Source organism: Gordonia polyisoprenivorans (genome assembly GCF_017654315.1).
Taxonomy (GTDB): Bacteria; Actinomycetota; Actinomycetes; order Mycobacteriales; family Mycobacteriaceae; genus Gordonia; species Gordonia polyisoprenivorans_A.
This window is the reverse complement of the sequence record NZ_CP072203.1, coordinates 4,266,405-4,284,634: the sequence shown is the minus strand read 5'-3', so window position 1 is coordinate 4,284,634 and position 18,230 is coordinate 4,266,405. Positions and strand designations below refer to the sequence as shown.

Below are 18,230 nucleotides of genomic sequence, written 5' to 3'. Positions count from 1 at the left end.
AGTGATCTGATACGTGAGTGACGACAACCCCGACGGCCGCGCGCCGGCGCGAGGCGCCGCAGGGGCCGGACCTGTGGTCACCTCCACCATCGATGTCCCTCCCGAGGTGGTGTTCGGGCTGCTCGGCACCAGCGATGTCAATCTGCGCACGCTCGAGCAACTCCTGCCGGCCGACATCCACGTCCGCGGCAACCAGATCACGCTGCGTGGCCGTGGCGCCGACGTCGCCGCCGCCGAGCGCGTCATGGGTGAGCTCGTGGACCTCGTCGGTCGCGGCACTCCGCTGACCCCGGATCTCGTCCGCCACAGCGTGTCGATGCTGTCCGAGGGCGCCACCGAATCACCCGCCGACGTCCTGTCCCTCGACATCCTCTCCCGCCGCGGAAAGACCATCCGGCCCAAGACGCTCAACCAGAAGCGCTACGTCGACGCCATCGACGCCAACACCATCGTGTTCGGTCTGGGCCCGGCCGGTACCGGCAAGACCTATCTGGCGATGGCCAAGGCGGTGCAGGCACTGCAATCCAAGAGCGTGAACCGCATCATTCTCACCAGGCCCGCGGTGGAAGCCGGTGAGCGACTGGGCTTTCTACCCGGCACACTCAGCGAGAAAATCGACCCGTATCTGCGTCCGCTTTATGACGCACTGCACGACATGATGGACCCCGAGTCGATCCCCAAGCTCATGGCCGCCGGGGTGATCGAGGTGGCGCCACTGGCATATATGCGTGGCCGGGCGCAGCCGGTGTCGACCAGGGTCCTCACGCCACAGGGCTTTCGTCCGATCGGTGACATCGAGGTCGGCGACCACGTCATCGGCTCGAACGGCTCGCCGACCGAGGTCCTCGGCGTCTACCCGCAGGGGTTCAAGGACATCGTGCGGGTCACCACTCAGGACGGTGCGTCCACCCTCTGCTCCACCGATCACCTGTGGTCGGTGTACACGCGAGACGACCGTCGTCGCGGCACCGGCCCGCGGGTACTCGAGACGAAGGAGATGATCGGAAATCTCCGGGCGGCGCACTATCACCGGTTCGAGGTGCCGCTCTTGAGTGGCGCTGCCGAGTTTCCTCGCCAACCGGTGCCGCTCGACCCCTATGCGCTCGGTCTGATGCTGGGTGACGGCTGCATGGCGGGGATGGCCACGCCATCGTTCACGACAGCCGACCGAGAGCTGGTCGATGCGCTGGTCATGGCCGTGCCGGGTATTCGCGCACGGCAGCGATCCGACGTCGACTACGTCCTCAACCGGATCACCACTCCCGGTGAGCCGATCACTATCGAGAACCCGGTCACCCACGCCATGCGCGAACTCGGATTGTGGGGCACCAAGTCCCCTACGAAGTTCGTACCGAAGCAGTACCTTCTCAACTCGTCCGACGTCCGATTGGCAGTGCTGCAGGGTCTTCTGGACACCGATGGCGGCCCCGTGACCCAGACCGGCCGGTCCTGCCGTGTGCAGTACGTGACAGTCTCGGACCAGCTGCGCGATGACGTGATGTTCCTGGTGCGATCGCTGGGCGGCGTCGTCTACGGACGAACCCGCGTCGCGCAGGGACGGCCCCCTGGTAAAGCACGGGGTCGAGAGGTGTTGTACCGACACGACGCCCACGTCCTCGACATTCGTCTCCCGGATGGGCTCGCTCCGTTCCGGATGACACGCAAGGCGCAGAAATATGGTGCGACCACGGCCAAGCCGCCCAAGCGCTACATCGAGAGCATCGAATCGGTGGGTACCGACGAAGCCGTCTGCATCCGGGTGGCGGCGGAGGATTCGCTCTATGTCACCGAGGACTTCCTGCTGACCCACAACACGCTCAATGACGCCTTCATCATCCTCGACGAGGCGCAGAACACCACCGGCGAGCAGATGAAGATGTTCCTGACCCGGCTGGGTTTCGGGTCGAAGGTGGTGGTCACCGGCGACACCACGCAGGTCGACCTGCCCGGCGGTGCGCAGAGCGGACTGATGGCCGCCACCCGCATCCTCGATGGCATCGACGACATCCACTTCGCCACCCTGACCAGTCAGGACGTGGTCCGGCACCGGCTCGTCGCCGACATCGTCGACGCCTACGGGCGGGCCGAGGAGGCGGCGCGGGACAACCCGCGATTACGTGACTCGGATCGCATCGGTGGCCCCAATCGCGCCGCGCGGCGCTCGGCAAGTCAGGGACGGCGCTCATGAGCATCGAATTCGCCAACGAATCCGGCGTCGACGTCCCCGCCGAATTGGTGCTCGCCGCAGCACGATTCGCGACCGAGGCGATGGACGTCCATCCCGGGGCCGAACTCTCGGTGCTCTGCGTCGACGAGCCGACGATGGCCGACATGCACGTGCAATGGATGGACCTGCCTGGTCCCACCGACGTGATGAGCTTCCCGATGGACGAATTGGTGCCCGGCGGGCGGCCCGACGCCGCCGAACCGGGCCCCGCCATCCTCGGCGACATCGTGCTCTGCCCCGAATTCGCGGCCAAACAGGCCCGCGAGGCCCGGCGCTCACTCGAGCACGAACTCGCGATGCTCACCATCCACGGCGTCCTGCATCTGCTCGGCTACGACCACGCCGAACCCGAGGAAGAGAAGGAGATGTTCGGCCTGCAGAACCGTCTGCTCGAGGAGTTCTACGCACAGCGGCACCGTGAAGCACAGCAGCAACGCCAGGCCGATCGGGACACCCGTCTGCTGACCAACATCGGGTTCACCGACTCCCCGTTCCCCGAATTCCCGGGAGGTGACGAGGGCTCCGCGCAGCAGCGGCCCGCGGGCTCGACGGAGCAGTGACCGGCGCCGCCTATCTGTGGTTCGCGCTGTGCGCCGTCGTTCTCGTCGTCCTCAGTGGTGTGTTCGCCGCGGTGGACACCGCGGTCTCGACCGTGTCGATCGCCCGGGTCGAGGACATGGTCAAGGAGCGGCGCGCGGGTGCGGTGCGGCTCATGCGGGTGCTCGCCGCCCGCGCGACCTATGTCGGTCTCGCGGTGTTGTTGCGGGTGGTGTGTGAAACCGCCGCCGTCGCGTTGGTCGCGGTGATCGCCGTGTCCGAACTGGGCATCGGGTGGGGACTGACCGTCGCCATCGCGGGGATGGCGGTGGTGTCGTATGTGGCGGCCGGGGTCGGCCCGCGCACGCTCGGTCGTCAGCACGCCTACACCATCGCCCTGGCCTCGGCGGCGGTCCTGCAGATCCTCGGCGTGATCCTCACGCCGCTGACCCGGTTGCTGATCCTCATCGGTAACGCGGTCACGCCGGGCAAGGGATTCCGCAACGGACCGTTCGCCACCGAGGTCGAGCTCCGCGAGGTCGTCGACCTCGCCGAGGCGAGCGGCGTGGTCGCTGCCGACGAACGCCGCATGATCCAGTCGGTCTTCGAGCTCGGCGACACCAATGCCCGTGAGGTGATGGTGCCCAGGCCGGAGATGATCTGGATCGAGAGTGACAAGAGCGCCGCGCAGGCGACGAGTCTGGCTGTGCGCAGCGGGCATTCGCGTATCCCGGTGATCGGGGAGAATCCCGACGACATCCTCGGGGTGGTGTATCTGAAGGATCTCGTGGAGCGGTCGATGGGCGGCGAGGACGCCCGGACAGTGGGAGTTTCGGCGGTGATGCGTCCGGCGGAGTTCATCCCCGACTCCAAGCCGCTGGACCGGGTTCTGGAGGACATGCGGCGCACCCACAACCACATGGCATTGCTCGTCGACGAATACGGCGGGATCGCCGGACTGGTCACCATCGAGGACGTCCTCGAGGAGATCGTCGGGGAGATCGCCGACGAGTACGACACCGGTGAGGTCGCCCCCGTGGAAGACCTCGGCGACGGGCGCTTTCGCGTCTCGGCACGACTGCCGGTGGAGGATCTCGGCGAACTGTTCGACATCGACATCGATGACGACGAGGTCGAGACGGTCGGCGGGCTCGTCGGTCTCGAACTCGGTCGGGTCCCGCTGCCGGGCGCGCGCGTCGCCAGTCACGGCTTGCAATTGGTGGCCGAAGGCGGACCGAATCGGCAAGGCCGCCAGCGCATCACGACCGTGCTCGTCGAGCAGGTCGAGGAGCCCGAGGCCGAGCGGGATCCGCTCGATGCCCGAGACGACGAGCGCAACGACGCGTCGGGCAGGCGCACCGGCTCGCGGGGTGGTGAACGCTCGCGTCGCAACGGCGAATACGCTGAGCGCCGGGACGCCCAGCAGAAGGAGGCCATGTGAGCGAGCCAATGGGTGACGAGGACGCCAAGCTGGTGGTTCTCGCCCGCGGCGCACGTGGTCGGGCGCAGTCGCCGTCGGGTGCGGCGATCCGCGAGGGGGACGGCCGAACCTATGCCGGTGCCGATGTGCGGACCGCCTCGCTGGAACTGTCGGCGCTGCAGGTCGCGGTGGCCACCGCGCTGTCGAGTGGCGCCGAGTCCTTCGAGGCCGCGGTGATCGTCGGCGGTGGTGTCGACGATCCGGGACGTGCGACGCTCGCCGAGATCAGCCCGGATGCGTTGCTGGTGGTCACCGATGCCGCGGGTGCGGTGCTCGACCGGGTCCGCGCCGGCTCTGGGGCGGACGGTATCTCATGACCGAATTCCGTTCGGGCTTCGTGTGTTTCGTCGGCCGGCCGAATACCGGCAAGTCGACCCTGACGAATGCGCTGGTGGGGGAGAAGATCGCGATCACCTCCAATCGGCCGCAGACCACCCGCCACACCATCCGCGGAATCGTGAATCGGCCCGATGCGCAGCTGATCCTCGTCGACACCCCGGGGCTGCACCGGCCGCGCACGCTGCTCGGTCAGCGACTCAACGATCTGGTCCGCGACACCTATTCCGAGGTCGACGTCATCGGTGTCTGCATCCCGGCCGACGAGCGGATCGGCCCGGGCGACCGGTGGATCGTCTCGCAGGTCCGCCAGATGGCGCCGGGGACCACGGTGCTCGGCATCGTCACCAAGATCGATCGTGTCGGGCCCGAGCAGGTCGCCGCGCAGCTGCTCGCACTCTCCGAACTGCTCGGCCCCACATCGGAAGTGGTCCCCGTCTCGGCGACCTCGGGTGCACAGGTCGACGTGTTGACCGATGTGCTGGTGTCGTTGATGGAGCCCGGGCCGGCGTTCTATCCCGACGGAGAACTCACCGACGAGCCCGAACAGGTCCTGATGGCCGAGTTCATCCGCGAGGCCGCACTCGAGGGTGTCCACGACGAGTTGCCGCATTCGCTCGCGGTGGTCATCGAGGAGATCATCCCGCGCGAGGATCGGGCACCCGAGCAGGCGCCGATGGTCGATGTCCACGCGATCCTCTACGTCGAGCGGGACAGTCAGAAGGGCATCATCATCGGCCACAAGGGTGGCCGCCTCAAGGCGGTGGGCACCACGGCACGACGCCAGATCGAGGCACTGCTGGGTGTCAAGGTGTACCTTGACCTGCACGTGAAGGTGGCCAAGGATTGGCAGCGCGACCCAAAGCAGTTGCGCCGCATGGGCTTCTAGGACACCGCAGCCGGTGTGGGTGAGGTGGGCCCGCACCGCAGACCGGAGGGGTGGCGATGGGCAGGCATGAGGTGACCGGGCACGTCCCCGAGGGGGAGGAACTGGCTCGTCCGGGCGAGCATGAACGTCCGCAGCGTGACGTCCGGGTCACCACCACGATCTCCGGGGTTCTGGGCTCGCCACGGTTCTGGCTGCTCCCGCTGCTGTTGGTGGTGGTCGTGATGTCGTTCATGGCCGCCCTCTACATGGGCGCCATCGCCGATCCGGAGAAGAATCTGCACAACTTCCCGGTCGCGATCGTCGACGAGGACAGTGGCGGCAGCCTCGACAACGGCAACGGCACCACCACGCAGGTCGACTACGGCAAGCAGGTCGCCGACGGCATCATCACCAACGCCGCCAAATCCGGTATCGCCGTGCACCGCACCGACCGGGTCACCGCACTCAACGAGCTCAACGGCGGCAAGGTCTACGGCGTGGTGGCACTCGGCGCCAACTTCTCCGATTCCGTTCTCGCACTGGGCAAGGCCACCGTGCTGCAGGCGCGGCCGGAGCCGGTCACCATCGACGTCTACATCAACCGCGGGTCGGGAACCTTCGCCTCGGCGGTCACCACGACCTTCGCCGACCGGATCTCCGAGCAGGTCAACGCGCAGATGGGTCAACAACTCACCGACACCGTGCGCGCCCAGCTGGCCAAGGCGAACGTCGCGTTCTCCGGGGCGGCGCAACTCGCCCTGTGGCAGCCGGTCAAGGTCGACGTCGTCGAGGCGACACCGCTGCCCGATGGCTCCGGAAACGGCTTGTCCGCCTTCTATTTCACGCTGTTGCTGATCCTGGCGGGGTTCACCGGCGCGATGATGGTGAGCATCGTGGTCGACGGCATGCTCGGCCAGACCCCGATCGAGTACGGCCCGTTCTACCAACTGCGGGTCCGGTTGGCGATCTCGCGATGGGGCACCCTGGCCGCCAAATGGACGATCATGGCGCTGGTGGCCGTGATCCAGTCGGCCATGTACATCGGCGTGTGCACCGCGGTCGGGACCTCCCTGCCCAACGCGTTCACGCTGTGGATGGTCTCGGTGCTCGCGATCTTCGCGGTCGGGGTGTCGGCGAGTTCGATGATGGCGGTCTTCGGCAACGCCGGACTCATCCTCAATCTAATCTTCTTCGTCATCCTCGGACTGCCGTCCTCCGGTGGGACGGTGCCGCTGGAGGCCAGCCCGCGGCTGTTCTCCTGGATCGCCGCGGTGGAACCGATGCACCTGGTGTACCTGGGTGTGCGGGCGGTCCTGTACTTCGACGCCGACTGGGACGCCGGGCTGGGACGATCGGTGATCCAGATGGTGATCGGGCTCGTCGTCGGTGCGCTGCTCGGCTGGCTGGGCACCACCTTCTACGACCGCAAGGGTTGGCATCGTTATCCCGGTGGGATGCGTCTGCCCGAGCGGCTGGCGAAGGCCATGGACAAGACCGGCATGCCCACCATCACCACACCGTCGCCGCACCACTCGCCGGTGGGAGTTGCCGATGCCGGGGTGTCACCGCCGGGCTCTGTCGTTGATCGGTGACAGAATGACCCGGTGAGGTTCTACCGTGATGAGGCTGTCGTGCTGCGCCAGCACAAGCTCGGCGAGGCCGATCGGATCATCACGTTGCTGACCGCCGACCACGGGCTCGTGCGCGCGGTGGCCAAGGGGGTGCGCCGCACCCGGTCCAAGTTCGGTGGACGCCTCGAACCGTTCGCCCACGTCGACATCCATCTCTATCCGGGCCGCAACCTCGATGTCGTCACGCAGGTGCACAGTCTGCACGCCTTCTCCGACGCCATCGTCGCCGACTACGGGCGCTACACCACCGCGTGCGCGGTGCTCGAGACCGCCGAACGACTCGCCGGCGAGGAGCGTGCACCGGCCACCCAGTTGCAGCGACTGACCGTCGGGGCGCTCGAGGCGCTCGCCGAGGATCGTCGCCCACGTCAGCTCATCCTCGATGCATTCCTGTTGCGGGCCATGCATTGTGCGGGCTGGATGCCTGCGCTGGAGTTGTGCGCACGATGCGCCACCCCCGGCCCGCACCGTGCGTTTCACGTCTCCGCCGGGGGAGCGGTGTGTCTGCACTGCCGGCCGCCGGGCGCGGCGACCCCCTCCCCGGGAGTGCTCGACCTGATGGATGCGCTGTTCCGCGGCCAGTGGGAACACACCACCGACGCCTCCGATTCGCTGCGTCGCCAGGCCAGCGGACTGACCGCCGCGCATCTGCAATGGCACCTGGAACGGCAGCTGCGTACCCTGCCGCTGATCGAGCGCGCCGCTCCTCATAGGGTGATCGAGTCAGGCGTGAGAGGAGTCGAAGATGGCGTTGCGGCCGGGTAGCTCCGCCAAGAAGCAGACCACGCACCGGGCACGTACGCTCATCCGCCCGCCCGATCCCCATCCCAGTGGTGCCACCCCACCGAATCTGCCTCCGGAGTTCGTCCCCAATCACGTCGCCCTGGTGATGGACGGCAACGGACGGTGGGCCACCGACCGCGGCCTACCCCGCACGGAGGGGCACAAGCGCGGCGAGGCCGTGCTGATGGACACCGTGTGCGGATGTATCGAGATCGGTGTGAAGTGGTTGTCGGCGTACGCGTTCTCGACCGAGAACTGGTCGCGTAGTCCTGACGAGGTCCGGTTCCTGATGGGGTTCAACCGTGATGTGATCCGACGTCGGCGTGACGAGATGCACGAGATGGGGGTGCGCGTGCGCTGGGCGGGACGACGGCCGCGGTTGTGGCGCAGCGTCATCAAGGAACTCGAGGTCGCCGAGGAACTGACCAAGGACAACGACGTGATGACGCTGACCATGTGCGTCAACTACGGTGGACGTGCCGAGATCGCGGACGCCGCAAAGGAAATCGCGCGGCGAGCGGCGGCCGGCGAGATCGACCCGGAACGGATCACCGAGTCGTCCTTTGCGCGATACCTCGATGAGCCGGACATGCCCGACGTCGACCTGTTCTTGCGTCCCTCCGGCGAGCAGCGCATCTCCAACTTCTTGCTCTGGCAGTCGGCCTACGCCGAAATGGTGTACCAGGAGAAGCTCTTTCCCGATTTCGATCGCCGCGACCTGTGGGCGGCGTGTCTCGAATACGCCTCACGCGACCGACGCTTCGGCGGGGTCAGACCCACATGACCGACGACGACGCGACATCGGTTGCGCGCGTACGCGGGTTGCTCACCGAGGTCGGTGACGTGGTGGGCGGTGACGCCGACTCGGTGGTCGTCCGGGTGGGACGCACCCGCGCCTCGATCCGCGCGGTCGACATCGCCGAGAACCTCGAGGTCCTCAGTGTCACGCAACTGATCGCCGTGAATCTGCCCAACACCCCGGAACTACGCGACGACGTCGAAACCCACGACGCGAAGCTCAGTTTCGGCAGTCTGCGACGCAGCGACCCGGAGGGCGTGACCACGGACGTGTTGCTCTACTACACGTTTCCGATCGGTGACCTCACTGACATGGCGCTGTTGACCATGCTGCATCTGGTGCTGGTGACCGGCGCCGACGTCGCCGGTCATCTGGTGGGCGGCGCCATCTCCTGACGACGGGCCTGGCATTGCGCGCACCGCCCGAAGACCTCGACGGTGTGGTGGATGTCGGTGAATCCGTGTTCCTCGGCGACCTTCGCGGCCCAGCGCTCGACCGGGTCGGCCTGGACCTCCACGGTGGTCCCGCAGTCACGGCAGACCAGATGGTGGTGGTGACCCGACGAGCAGTTGCGATAGCGGGTCTCACCCGTTCCGTCCCACAGCGCGTCGATCTGTCCCGACTGCGACAACGCCTGCAGATTGCGGTAGACCGTGGTCAGGCCGATCGACTCGCCGCGCGCCTTGAGCTGCTCGTGCAGTTCTTGCGCGGACCGGAAGTCCTCACTGTCGGCCAGGGCGTCGGCGATGGCCGCGCGCTGCCGGGTGGAGCGGATGCCGGTGACCGGTCCCGCGGCCGATCGGCTGCTCACGACGCGGCTCCGGTCCGGTCCTCGACCACCGGATCGGCCGGGGTACCGACGGCCCCGGCCGCTTCGGTCTCGTCGGCCGCTTCGGTCTCGACCGACGATTCGGTGGCATGGACCAGGGCGTCGGTCACGATGTGCGCGAGGTGGTCGTCGATGAGTTCGTACATGATCTCGCGCCCGTTGCGGTGCCCGCGCACCACGCCGGCGTCCTTGAGGACCCGGAGATGCTGGCTGACGAGAGGCTGACTCAGCCCGAGTCCGCCGACGAGTTCGTGAACGCATTTCGCGCTCTCCTGCAGGGACAACACGATGGCGATCCGGGTCGGCGCGGCCAGCGCACGGAGCAGGTCGCTGGCGGCCTCACGGGCCTGTGCGTCGGTGCGCCCGGAGAGGGCGTCGCAGGGTCGGTGGGTGTCCATGTCCACCATCTTATGGGAAGTCGTTGTCATTTGGGCTGAGCGTTCTGCGGCTGCTTCGGTGTGCCGGGGAGACGTCCGCTAGTCTGGATACGTACGTTTCCAGAATGGGTGCGGTTGCGCGGACGAGAGGGTTTCGGGATGGCCGACGAGAACGATCCGCATCGCGCGACGATGTCACGCGCAGAACTCGACGCACTCGATGCGGGCCTGTTCGCCCGGTCCTTGATGTCGATGGGCAACACCATGAGCACCGCGAACGTGATCATGCAACTCGCCGATCCCGCGGTCGGCTACGGCGTCGCGCGCAGCACCGTCGAGAACGGGCGGCTCGATCGGCACCCGGTCAACGGCCAGCACGCGCAGGTCCGGTCCACACCGGACAGTCCGGTCGAGTACAACGCCATGAACCCGCAACTGCAGTTGTGGGTCGCGGCATGTCTCTACGTCGGTCTCGAGGACATCTACGAGCGGGTGTACGGGCCGCTCGCCGGTGACCTGCGCGACGAGTTCTACCGGCAGGGAATGGTGTGCGGCACCACCTTGCAGATGCCTGCCGAGAGCTGGCCCGCCGACCGCGACGTCTTCGACGAGTACTGGGACCGGCGGGTCGCCGAGATCTCGATCAGCGACGAGGTCCGCGAGTTCCTCCTGTCGATCGCCCGCTTCGGGTATGCGCCACGGTGGGTGCAACGCCGCTACGGCCCGGTCAAGTACCGGCGCACGATCGGTTATTTGCCGCCGGCATTCCGGACCGCCCTGCGCGTGGACTGGACCGCCGACGACCAGCGCTGGTTCGACGGGTACATCGCGCGCTGCGTCGCCGCGGAACGTCGCCTGCCGCGATGGCGCTCCCAGTTGGGATTCCGGCTCTTGCTCTGGGACACGCGGATACGGCATCGCCTGGGCCGGCCGCTGGTGTGAGCCGGGCTGTCGGGTGGTCGTCGTCGGGGCGGGACGGTCGGGCGGATCTGCGATTATTCTCCGCGTGTGATCGACGGCTACCCTGTAGGGGTTGCCGTCATCGAAGGTGCCGGTGGCGTGACCCTGTCCCAACGTCTGTGGAGTGCGATTCATCGTGGCCGCCGCCCCGTCCAAAGTCGAAGCCGTCGTCAACCTCGCCAAGCGGCGCGGTCTGGTCTACCCGAGTGGTGAGATCTACGGTGGAACGCGCTCGGCGTGGGACTACGGGCCGCTCGGCGTGGAGCTCAAGGAGAACATCAAGCGGCAGTGGTGGCGCACCATGGTCACCTCCCGGGACGACGTGGTGGGCCTCGATTCGTCGGTGATCCTGCCACGGCAGGTGTGGGAGGCCTCCGGTCACGTCGAGGTGTTCACCGACCCGCTGGTCGAATCGCTCTACACCCACAAGCGGTATCGGGCCGATCACCTCATCGAGGCCTACGAGATCAAACACGGCCACCCGCCGGAGAACGGTCTCGCCGACATCAACGACCCCGAGACCGGCCAGCCCGGAAAGTGGACCGAGCCCAAGGCATTCAGCGGTCTGATGAAGACCTACCTCGGTCCGGTCGACGACGAGGAGGGGCTGCACTATCTCCGACCGGAGACCGCGCAGGGCATCTTCGTCAATTTCAAGAACGTCATGACGACGTCCCGGAAGAAGCCGCCGTTCGGCATCGCCCAGATCGGCAAGAGCTTCCGCAACGAGATCACCCCCGGCAACTTCATCTTCCGCACCCGAGAGTTCGAGCAGATGGAGATGGAGTTCTTCGTCAAGCCCGGCGAGGACGAGCAGTGGCATCAGTACTGGATCGACCAGCGATTCAACTGGTACGTCGACCTCGGGATCGATCCGGAGAACCTGCGGCTCTACGAGCACGCGCAGGAGAAGCTCTCGCACTATTCCAAGCGCACCGTCGACGTCGAGTACAAGTTCGGTTTCTCCGGTAACCCGTGGGGTGAACTCGAGGGTGTCGCCAACCGCACCGACTTCGATCTCTCCACCCATTCGAAGGCGTCGGGGGAGGACCTGTCGTTCTTCGACCAGGCTTCCGGCGAGCGCTACACGCCGTTCGTCATCGAGCCGGCGGCCGGCCTGACCCGCTCGGTGATGGCCTTCCTGTGCGACGCACTCACCGAGGAGGAGGTGCCGAATGCCAAGGGCGGCACCGACACCCGCACGGTGCTGCGCCTCGACCGCCGTCTGGCCCCGGTCAAGGTGGCCGTGCTGCCGCTCTCGCGCAACGAGAAACTCTCGCCGAAGGCCAAGGATCTCGCCACCGAGTTGCGCAAGAACTGGAACGTCGAATTCGACGATGCGCAGGGCATCGGCAAGCGTTATCGCCGCCAGGACGAGATCGGCACACCGTTCTGCGTGACCGTGGACTTCGACACCCTCGACGATCACGCGGTCACCATCCGCGAGCGCGACACCATGAGCCAGGAGCGGGTCGCCCTGGACAAGGTGGCCGAGTACCTGGGTGGCAAACTCCTCGGCTCCTGATCGGCGAACCGCTTTCGATTGGGCCTGACCTGCGGCTGTCTGTCACAATTGGGGACGGAGTCGCGAGGTTCGGGCATGGGGTCCGCCGCAGCGATCAGCAGAGAGTGAGTGGAATCGTGGCAGTCAGTGGCAAGGTCGTCCATTACGACGCGAACCGTGGGTTCGGGTTCTTGGCCCCGGAATCCGGTGGGGCAGATGTGTTCTTGCACATCAATGACATCGACATCGACGAGAACGACCTGAAGCCGGGCGCCAAGGTCTCCTTCGACGTCGAAGAGACCGACCGCGGTTCCAAGGCGATCAACGTCGCGGTCACCGAGGCCGCCCCGGCCGACGAGTCCGGCGGAGGACGGCCGCCGCGCCGTGACGATCACCGACGCGATGATCACCGACGTGACGACCATCGCCGCGATGACCACGGTCGTTCGCACGGCGGCGATCGGGACCGTCCGCGCCGTCCGCGCGCCGGTGGGGGCGGATCGTTGGATGCCGCCGCGTTCACCGAAGAGGTGACCGAACTGCTGCTCGATTCCTCCGACGACCTCACGGCCGCGCAGATCGTGGCGATCCGCAGCCGGATCACCGACTTCGCCGTCGCCCGGGGCTGGGTGCTTGACTGACCACCCTCCGACGGGACGGTCCGGGGTTTCCCAGCCCGGGATTCCCCCGACGGCGTTCTACGGCGACGAGGCCACCGAGCGGATGGTGCCGGAAGGTGCCAAGGTCGCGAGCCTGCCCGGAACCCGGACCGACCACCGCAGTGAGTACGCGCGCGACCGTGCGCGCGTACTGCATTCTGCTGCGTTGCGACGTCTCGCCGACAAGACCCAGGTCGTCGGCCCGCGCGAGGGTGACACGCCACGTACCCGTCTGACCCATTCGCTCGAGGTCGGACAGATCGGCCGTGGGATCGCGATCGGCCTCGGCTGCGAACCCGACCTGGTGGAGTTGGCGGGCCTCGCCCACGACATCGGCCATCCCCCGTACGGGCACAACGGTGAGCGTGCACTCAACGAATTCGCTTCCGACATCGGTGGATTCGAGGGCAACGCACAGAATCTGCGAATCCTCACCCGGCTCGAACCGAAATTGCTCGACGATCAGGGCCGCAGTGCCGGGCTCAATCTGACCCGCGCCTCGCTCGATGCGACCCTGAAGTATCCGTGGACCCGGCGGCCGCCGAACGTGAAGTTCGGCGCCTACGCCGACGACGCCGCGGCATTGGACTGGGTCCGACGCGGGGCGCCGGGCGATCGGCAGTGCATCGAGGCGCAGGTGATGGATTGGTCCGACGACGTCGCCTACTCGGTTCACGACCTCGAGGACGGTGTCATCGCCAACCGGATCGATCTGCGCACCCTCGCCGATCCCGACGACCAACGCACCCTCGCCGACATCGGGATCAAGGAGTTCCCTGGTCTCGAACCGGAGCCGTTGATCGATGCCGCACAACGACTCTCGCGCATGGAGATCGTGCGCGCGGTCGGGGTGTTCGACGGCAGTCTGGACGCATCGGTCCGGCTCAAGCGACTCACCAGCGAACTCATCGGCCGGTTCGCCTCGGCGGCGATCACCGGCACCCGCGAGGTGGTGGGTGGACGTTCGCTGTCGCGGTACGACGCCGATCTTGCGGTACCGCCGTTGATCGCTGCCGAGGTGGCGATCCTGAAAACCCTTGCGCTGCGGTTCATCTTCTCCAACGTGCGGCACAAGACCCATCAGGCCCGGCAGCGTGAACGCATCCACCGCGTCGGCGAGTGGCTCAGCGCTGCGGCTCCCGGAGGTCTCGACCCGGTGTTCGTCCCCAGTTGGGAACACGCCGCCGATGATGCCGCCCGCAAACGGGTCATCGTCGACCAGATCGCGTCGATGACCGAGGGCAGGCTCGAACGGATGGACAAGCAGAACTCGGGCGCGCAGGCGCATCTGGGCTGAATGCTCGGGTGTTGCGCCGCGGATGTCCGTGCGCGCAGTGGCTCAGTGGGTGGCGTTGGCCCGATCCAGTATGTCCTGCAACACCTCTCGGGGCAGGGCCCCGGCGGAGAAGTCGACGAGCCGGCCCACCGGTACCGAGCCCATGATCGTCACCAGGTCCATACCCTCGCCGGTGTCGGCGCCATCGGTCAGGGCGCCGGCGATCTGCGTCATCGCCTCGGCGGCAACCGGATCGGCCAGCACCTCGGCGATGCTGGATTCCAGGGTGAGGTCACCGGTGGTGTCGTCACCGACGACATCGACCTCGGCGGTGAGCCGGATGTCACGGCTGGAGGCGCCCACCGACACCGTGTACCGTCCGGACCGGACCACGAACGCGTGCGTCCGCAGGTCCCATCGGGACAGGTCGTCGGCCGTCACCGTCACCTCGACCCGGGTGCTGCGGCCCGGATCGAGGTCGACGTCGGTGAAGGCCTTGAGTTCACGCAGCGCCGTCACCGGGGTCGGCATGGTCACGGGGGTCGGCCCGGTCGCCGGCGCGGAGTTGGCCGCGCCGAGATACACCTGTACCACCTCACGACCGGCCCGTGCGCCGGTGTTGGTGATCGTCGCCGCCACTCGCAGGCCGCCGTCGTCTGTGGTGTGTACCTCGAGGTCCCGGTACTCGAAGGTGGTGTAGGACAAGCCGTGTCCGAAGGGAAACGTCACCGGTAACTCACGTGCGTCGTACCAGCGGTAGCCGATGAACGGACCCTCACCGTAGAGCACGTGCCCGGATTCGCCGGGGAACGACAGATGATCGGGGGTATCGGAGAGCCGCTCGGGAACCGTCTCGGCCAGCCGGCCCGAGGGATTGACGTCGCCGAACAGTACGTCGGCGATCGCGGCGCCCACCGCCTGGCCGAGTAGTGCACCGTCGAGGAGCGCCGGCGCCGTCAATGACGACAGCCGGAGCACCCCGCCATGGGCCAGGACGATCACGGTGCGCCGATTGGCTGCGACGATCGCCTCGGCCAGGGCGAGTTGGGCAGGCGGCAACTCGATGTCGGCCCGATCGAATCCCTCGGATTCCTGCTCGTCGGCCAATCCCAGGAACAGCACCACCGTCGACGCGGATCGAGCCACCGACACCGCCTCTGCGAGCAACGTGCCGTCGGCGTCGGTCTCGCCACCGAGGCGGTAGCCGGCGGCGAATCCGACACCAGCCCCGGCGCGGGCGCGGATCTCCTCGAGAGGGACATCAACGCGGGTGGCGTGCACATGCGATGATCCGCCACCCTGATATCGCGGGTGCGTTGCGAGTTCGCCGATGACGGCCAGATCCGCGGTCGGGGTGAGGGGCAAGAGGTCGTCGTCGTTGCGCAACAACACGATTGCGCGACCGGCGACCTCGCGTGCCACAGCGTGATGCGCGTCGAGATCGGCGGTTTCGGGTGTGGTCGGGGCGTGCGCGGTCGCGGTGCGTGCGAGCGCGGCGACCCGGTCGGCTGCCGACGTCAACGCCTCGGGTGCGAGGCGGCCGTCGGCGACCGCATCGACCACCGCGGCATCGGCGTCGGGCCCGGGGGAGGGCATGGTCAGATCCAGACCCGCGGCCAGCGAAGCAACCCGATCGGCGACCGCGCCCCAGTCACTGATCACCGCACCGGCGAAACCCCATTGATCGCGCAGGATCTCGGTGAGTAACTCCCGATGTTGGGAGGCGTGGACGCCATTGATCCGGTTGTAGGAGCACATCACCGTCCACGGCTGCTCCCGGATGACGATCGTCCGAAACGCGCGCAGATACAGCTCGTGGAGGGTGCGCTCGTCGACGTCGGCGCTGATGCGCATCCGGTCGGTCTCCTGGTTGTTGACCGCGAAATGCTTCAGGGACGCGCCGACGCCGCGAGCCTGCAGACCGTGCACCCACGCGCCGCCGAGCTCGGCGGTGAGATGAGGATCCTCGGAGAAGTACTCGAAGTTGCGGCCACCGCGCACCGACCGCTTCAGGTTGACCCCCGGCCCGAGCACCACACCGACGCCGTGGGCGCGTGCCTCGTCGGCGATGGCGGTGCCGACGCGCCGCGCCAAGGCAGGGCTCCACGTCTGTGCCACGCCGACCGCCGGCGGAAAACACGTCGCGGGCACACTGCCGGAGACTCCCAGATGATCGGTCGCACCGTCTTGTTTGCGCAGACCATGAGGTCCGTCGGTCATCAGGATCGACGGCACGTCGGCGACGGACTCGGTGGTCCAGAAATCGTGTCCGCTGGTCAGGCGAGCCTGCTCCGCGGCGCTCCAGAGGGCACCGTCCGGCTGCTGTGTCACGGGAGAACTCCTCTGCGGACTCTGATGGGTCGGGGCGGAGCGCGGGAGGCGACCGCTCACCCTCGACCGTAGCCGCAACCGAGAGCATTGATGGGCCGCTCGGCGGGCGGTCCGATGCCGGAAATGCGTGATGGTGTGACCGATTGTGCCGCATTGACAACGGGCCGTCGTACAACTCGGCGTTTCCACAACAATATCGTTGGGGCCTTTACCGAAAACCATCTGTACGTGGTAACAAGCGTTTTCTATGCTCAAAGCATCACTATGAGGGCGTCCTTGGGGAAGGTGAGAATCCACTCATCTCGACGGGGGCCACGAAAGGACACCCGTGATGGTGCATGTTCGGCGCGGCCTGCTCGGAATGATCATTGCCTGCGCCATGCTCGTTGTTCCCGCGGTGTTCGCACCGGCGTTTCCGAACGCCACGGCGCGCGCATCGGTATTCCCGTCGCCGGGGTCCGGCACAAAGATCTACACCATCGAGCCATTGGATTTCAATCTGATCGACGCGATGGCATTGCTCTTTCAAGGACGGTGCGCCGCGGCCGGTGCAGCGTGTCAGCAGGTGCCGACCTTGGCGTCGCCGGACTCTTCGCACTTGTTCGGTGTTCCAGGCGAATTCGGGCCCATCTCGCTCGGGGCGGATTCCCTGGATGCCACTCTGCGGGCCAACGGCACCGACGGTGCCGACGCACACCAACCGATTGTGGTTTTCGCATATTCGCAAGGCGCGCAGATCGCCGGATTCTGGTTGCGCAACCTCAGTGCCGATGCCCATTCCTACGCTCCGCCGGCGACCACGTCGTTCCTTCTCGTGGGCGATCCCGAAAACACGTATGGCCCCTGGTGGTTGCCGAAGGTGCCGACCACCACGCCCTATCGCGTTACGGAATTCTGGAAACAATACGACGGCTGGGCCGATTGGCCCTCCGACCCGAATCCGCTTGCCGTCGCGAATGCCCTCGCCGGGATGCTGTTCATTCATCCCACCGCGTATTTCTCGATGGATCCCGATGATCCGAATGACATCACCTGGACCGACGGGAATATCACCTATGTGATGGCGCCGACCGCGAATCTGCCGCTACTCGACCCGCTGCGCTGGCTCGGGCTGACCTCGGTCGCCGATGAACTCAACGCGCAATGGAAACCGATCGTCGACAGCGCCTACACGCGACCGTCGACCCAGGCGGCAGCGAATGCCTACACCGCGGCAGCGTCTGCGTCACAGGCCCGGGCAGCGTCGACGGTCTCGACGGCGACCGCTGCCACTGTGACCGCTGCGGCGGAGTCTCCTGCGCCGGAGTCCCGGCTCGCGGTGGCGGTCACCCCCGCGACCACTTCCACGACCGCGCCGATCCCGGAGGTGGCTCCGTCGAGTTCAGCACCCGTGACGCCTGTGAAGCCCGCCGCAACGACGGCGACCACTCCGACGCCCACCACCGCGACATCCCCGGCCACTGCGCCGCCGGCGATCTCGCCGTCGACGACAGCATCGTCGTCGACCCCGTCATCAACGGCATCCTCGACAGCAGCGACGAGCGATCGCGCACAGCCCGACTCGGCCGCGTCAGGCGCGTCAGGCGCGTCGACTCCGGCGAAGGCCGATTCGGGGAATTGAGGGCGGTTCCTC

Annotated in this window: 17 protein-coding genes; 14 read left to right on the top strand and 3 right to left on the bottom strand. The window is 67.0% G+C overall.

Annotated features, from left to right (window positions below; genetic code table 11):
- The first annotated feature begins 13 nt into the window (after nt 1-13).
- The 9 genes from J6U32_RS19325 to J6U32_RS19285 are packed head-to-tail and all read left to right on the top strand — an operon-like array spanning nt 14 to nt 9,056.
- Nucleotides 14-2,188, top strand: coding sequence for a PhoH family protein (locus J6U32_RS19325; RefSeq protein WP_208791729.1), 2,175 nt, complete (start codon nt 14-16; stop codon nt 2,186-2,188).
- On the top strand, nt 2,185-2,787 hold the full coding sequence (gene ybeY / locus J6U32_RS19320) for an rRNA maturation RNase YbeY (RefSeq protein ID WP_208791728.1): 603 nt from the start codon (nt 2,185-2,187) through the stop codon (nt 2,785-2,787). Before J6U32_RS19325 ends, ybeY begins: the two co-directional genes overlap by 4 nt.
- Nucleotides 2,784-4,205 (top strand): hemolysin family protein, encoded by a 1,422-nt coding sequence (locus J6U32_RS19315; RefSeq protein ID WP_208791727.1) that lies wholly within the window; start codon nt 2,784-2,786, stop codon nt 4,203-4,205. The genes ybeY and J6U32_RS19315 overlap by 4 nt, the downstream gene beginning before the upstream one ends.
- Complete coding sequence (locus J6U32_RS19310; protein ID WP_208791726.1) at nt 4,202-4,561, top strand: cytidine deaminase; 360 nt, start codon at nt 4,202-4,204, stop codon at nt 4,559-4,561. The genes J6U32_RS19315 and J6U32_RS19310 overlap by 4 nt, the downstream gene beginning before the upstream one ends.
- Nucleotides 4,558-5,469 (top strand): GTPase Era, encoded by a 912-nt coding sequence (era, locus tag J6U32_RS19305; RefSeq protein WP_208791725.1) that lies wholly within the window; start codon nt 4,558-4,560, stop codon nt 5,467-5,469. Before J6U32_RS19310 ends, era begins: the two co-directional genes overlap by 4 nt.
- A 56-nt stretch (nt 5,470-5,525) precedes the next feature.
- The gene (locus tag J6U32_RS19300) at nt 5,526-7,040 is read left to right on the top strand and encodes a YhgE/Pip domain-containing protein (protein WP_208791724.1); all 1,515 of its coding nucleotides are present in this window, start codon (nt 5,526-5,528) and stop codon (nt 7,038-7,040) included.
- A gap of 12 nt (nt 7,041-7,052) precedes the next feature.
- A complete protein-coding gene (gene recO / locus J6U32_RS19295) occupies nt 7,053-7,844 on the top strand; it encodes a DNA repair protein RecO (RefSeq protein WP_208791723.1) in 792 nt (263 codons plus the stop codon).
- Nucleotides 7,825-8,646 carry an isoprenyl transferase gene (locus J6U32_RS19290; protein WP_208791722.1) on the top strand — a complete coding sequence of 274 codons (822 nt, stop codon included), beginning with the start codon at nt 7,825-7,827 and terminating at the stop codon, nt 8,644-8,646. Before recO ends, J6U32_RS19290 begins: the two co-directional genes overlap by 20 nt.
- A complete protein-coding gene (locus J6U32_RS19285; RefSeq protein WP_208791721.1) occupies nt 8,643-9,056 on the top strand; it encodes a hypothetical protein in 414 nt (137 codons plus the stop codon). Before J6U32_RS19290 ends, J6U32_RS19285 begins: the two co-directional genes overlap by 4 nt.
- Here the strand turns inward: J6U32_RS19285 and J6U32_RS19280 are convergent.
- Nucleotides 9,029-9,472, bottom strand: a complete 444-nt coding sequence (locus tag J6U32_RS19280) for a Fur family transcriptional regulator (protein WP_208791720.1) — start codon at nt 9,470-9,472, stop codon at nt 9,029-9,031. The genes J6U32_RS19285 and J6U32_RS19280 overlap by 28 nt on opposite strands.
- Entirely contained in the window at nt 9,469-9,897 is a 429-nt protein-coding gene (locus J6U32_RS19275) for an ArsR/SmtB family transcription factor (RefSeq protein WP_208796217.1), read from the bottom strand. The genes J6U32_RS19280 and J6U32_RS19275 overlap by 4 nt, the downstream gene beginning before the upstream one ends.
- A 129-nt stretch (nt 9,898-10,026) precedes the next feature.
- On the opposite strand from J6U32_RS19275, the gene J6U32_RS19270 reads away from it, so the two are divergent.
- From J6U32_RS19270 to J6U32_RS19255, 4 genes are all read left to right on the top strand, one after another.
- Entirely contained in the window at nt 10,027-10,809 is a 783-nt protein-coding gene (locus tag J6U32_RS19270; protein WP_208791719.1) for an oxygenase MpaB family protein, read from the top strand.
- A gap of 142 nt (nt 10,810-10,951) precedes the next feature.
- Nucleotides 10,952-12,352: a glycine--tRNA ligase gene (locus J6U32_RS19265; RefSeq protein WP_208791718.1), complete on the top strand. Its 1,401-nt coding sequence runs from the start codon at nt 10,952-10,954 to the stop codon at nt 12,350-12,352.
- Nucleotides 12,353-12,468: 116 nt separating this feature from the next.
- Complete coding sequence (locus J6U32_RS19260) at nt 12,469-12,972, top strand: cold-shock protein (RefSeq protein WP_208791717.1); 504 nt, start codon at nt 12,469-12,471, stop codon at nt 12,970-12,972.
- A complete protein-coding gene (locus J6U32_RS19255) occupies nt 12,965-14,287 on the top strand; it encodes a deoxyguanosinetriphosphate triphosphohydrolase (RefSeq protein ID WP_425324073.1) in 1,323 nt (440 codons plus the stop codon). Before J6U32_RS19260 ends, J6U32_RS19255 begins: the two co-directional genes overlap by 8 nt.
- A gap of 42 nt (nt 14,288-14,329) precedes the next feature.
- Here J6U32_RS19255 and J6U32_RS19250 read toward each other — a convergent pair whose 3' ends face one another.
- On the bottom strand, nt 14,330-16,597 hold the full coding sequence (locus J6U32_RS19250; RefSeq protein WP_208791716.1) for a glycoside hydrolase family 3 C-terminal domain-containing protein: 2,268 nt from the start codon (nt 16,595-16,597) through the stop codon (nt 14,330-14,332).
- 331 nt (nt 16,598-16,928) lie between these two features.
- Here J6U32_RS19250 and J6U32_RS19245 point away from each other — a divergent pair, with 331 nt between their 5' ends.
- Entirely contained in the window at nt 16,929-18,218 is a 1,290-nt protein-coding gene (locus J6U32_RS19245) for a PE-PPE domain-containing protein (RefSeq protein WP_208796215.1), read from the top strand.
- Nucleotides 18,219-18,230 lie beyond the last annotated feature (12 nt).

Bases quoted from the DNA above. Each gene is read 5' to 3' on its own strand.
- J6U32_RS19270 (WP_208791719.1), top strand. From the start codon at position 10,027: ATGGCCGACGAGAACGATCCGCATCGCGCGACGATGTCACGCGCAGAA.
- J6U32_RS19300 (WP_208791724.1), top strand. From the start codon at position 5,526: ATGGGCAGGCATGAGGTGACCGGGCACGTCCCCGAGGGGGAGGAACTG.
- J6U32_RS19275 (WP_208796217.1), bottom strand. From the start codon at position 9,897: ATGGTGGACATGGACACCCACCGACCCTGCGACGCCCTCTCCGGGCGC.
- J6U32_RS19285 (WP_208791721.1), top strand. From the start codon at position 8,643: ATGACCGACGACGACGCGACATCGGTTGCGCGCGTACGCGGGTTGCTC.
- era (WP_208791725.1), top strand. From the start codon at position 4,558: ATGACCGAATTCCGTTCGGGCTTCGTGTGTTTCGTCGGCCGGCCGAAT.
- ybeY (WP_208791728.1), top strand. From the start codon at position 2,185: ATGAGCATCGAATTCGCCAACGAATCCGGCGTCGACGTCCCCGCCGAA.
- J6U32_RS19290 (WP_208791722.1), top strand. From the start codon at position 7,825: ATGGCGTTGCGGCCGGGTAGCTCCGCCAAGAAGCAGACCACGCACCGG.
- J6U32_RS19245 (WP_208796215.1), top strand. From the start codon at position 16,929: ATGGTGCATGTTCGGCGCGGCCTGCTCGGAATGATCATTGCCTGCGCC.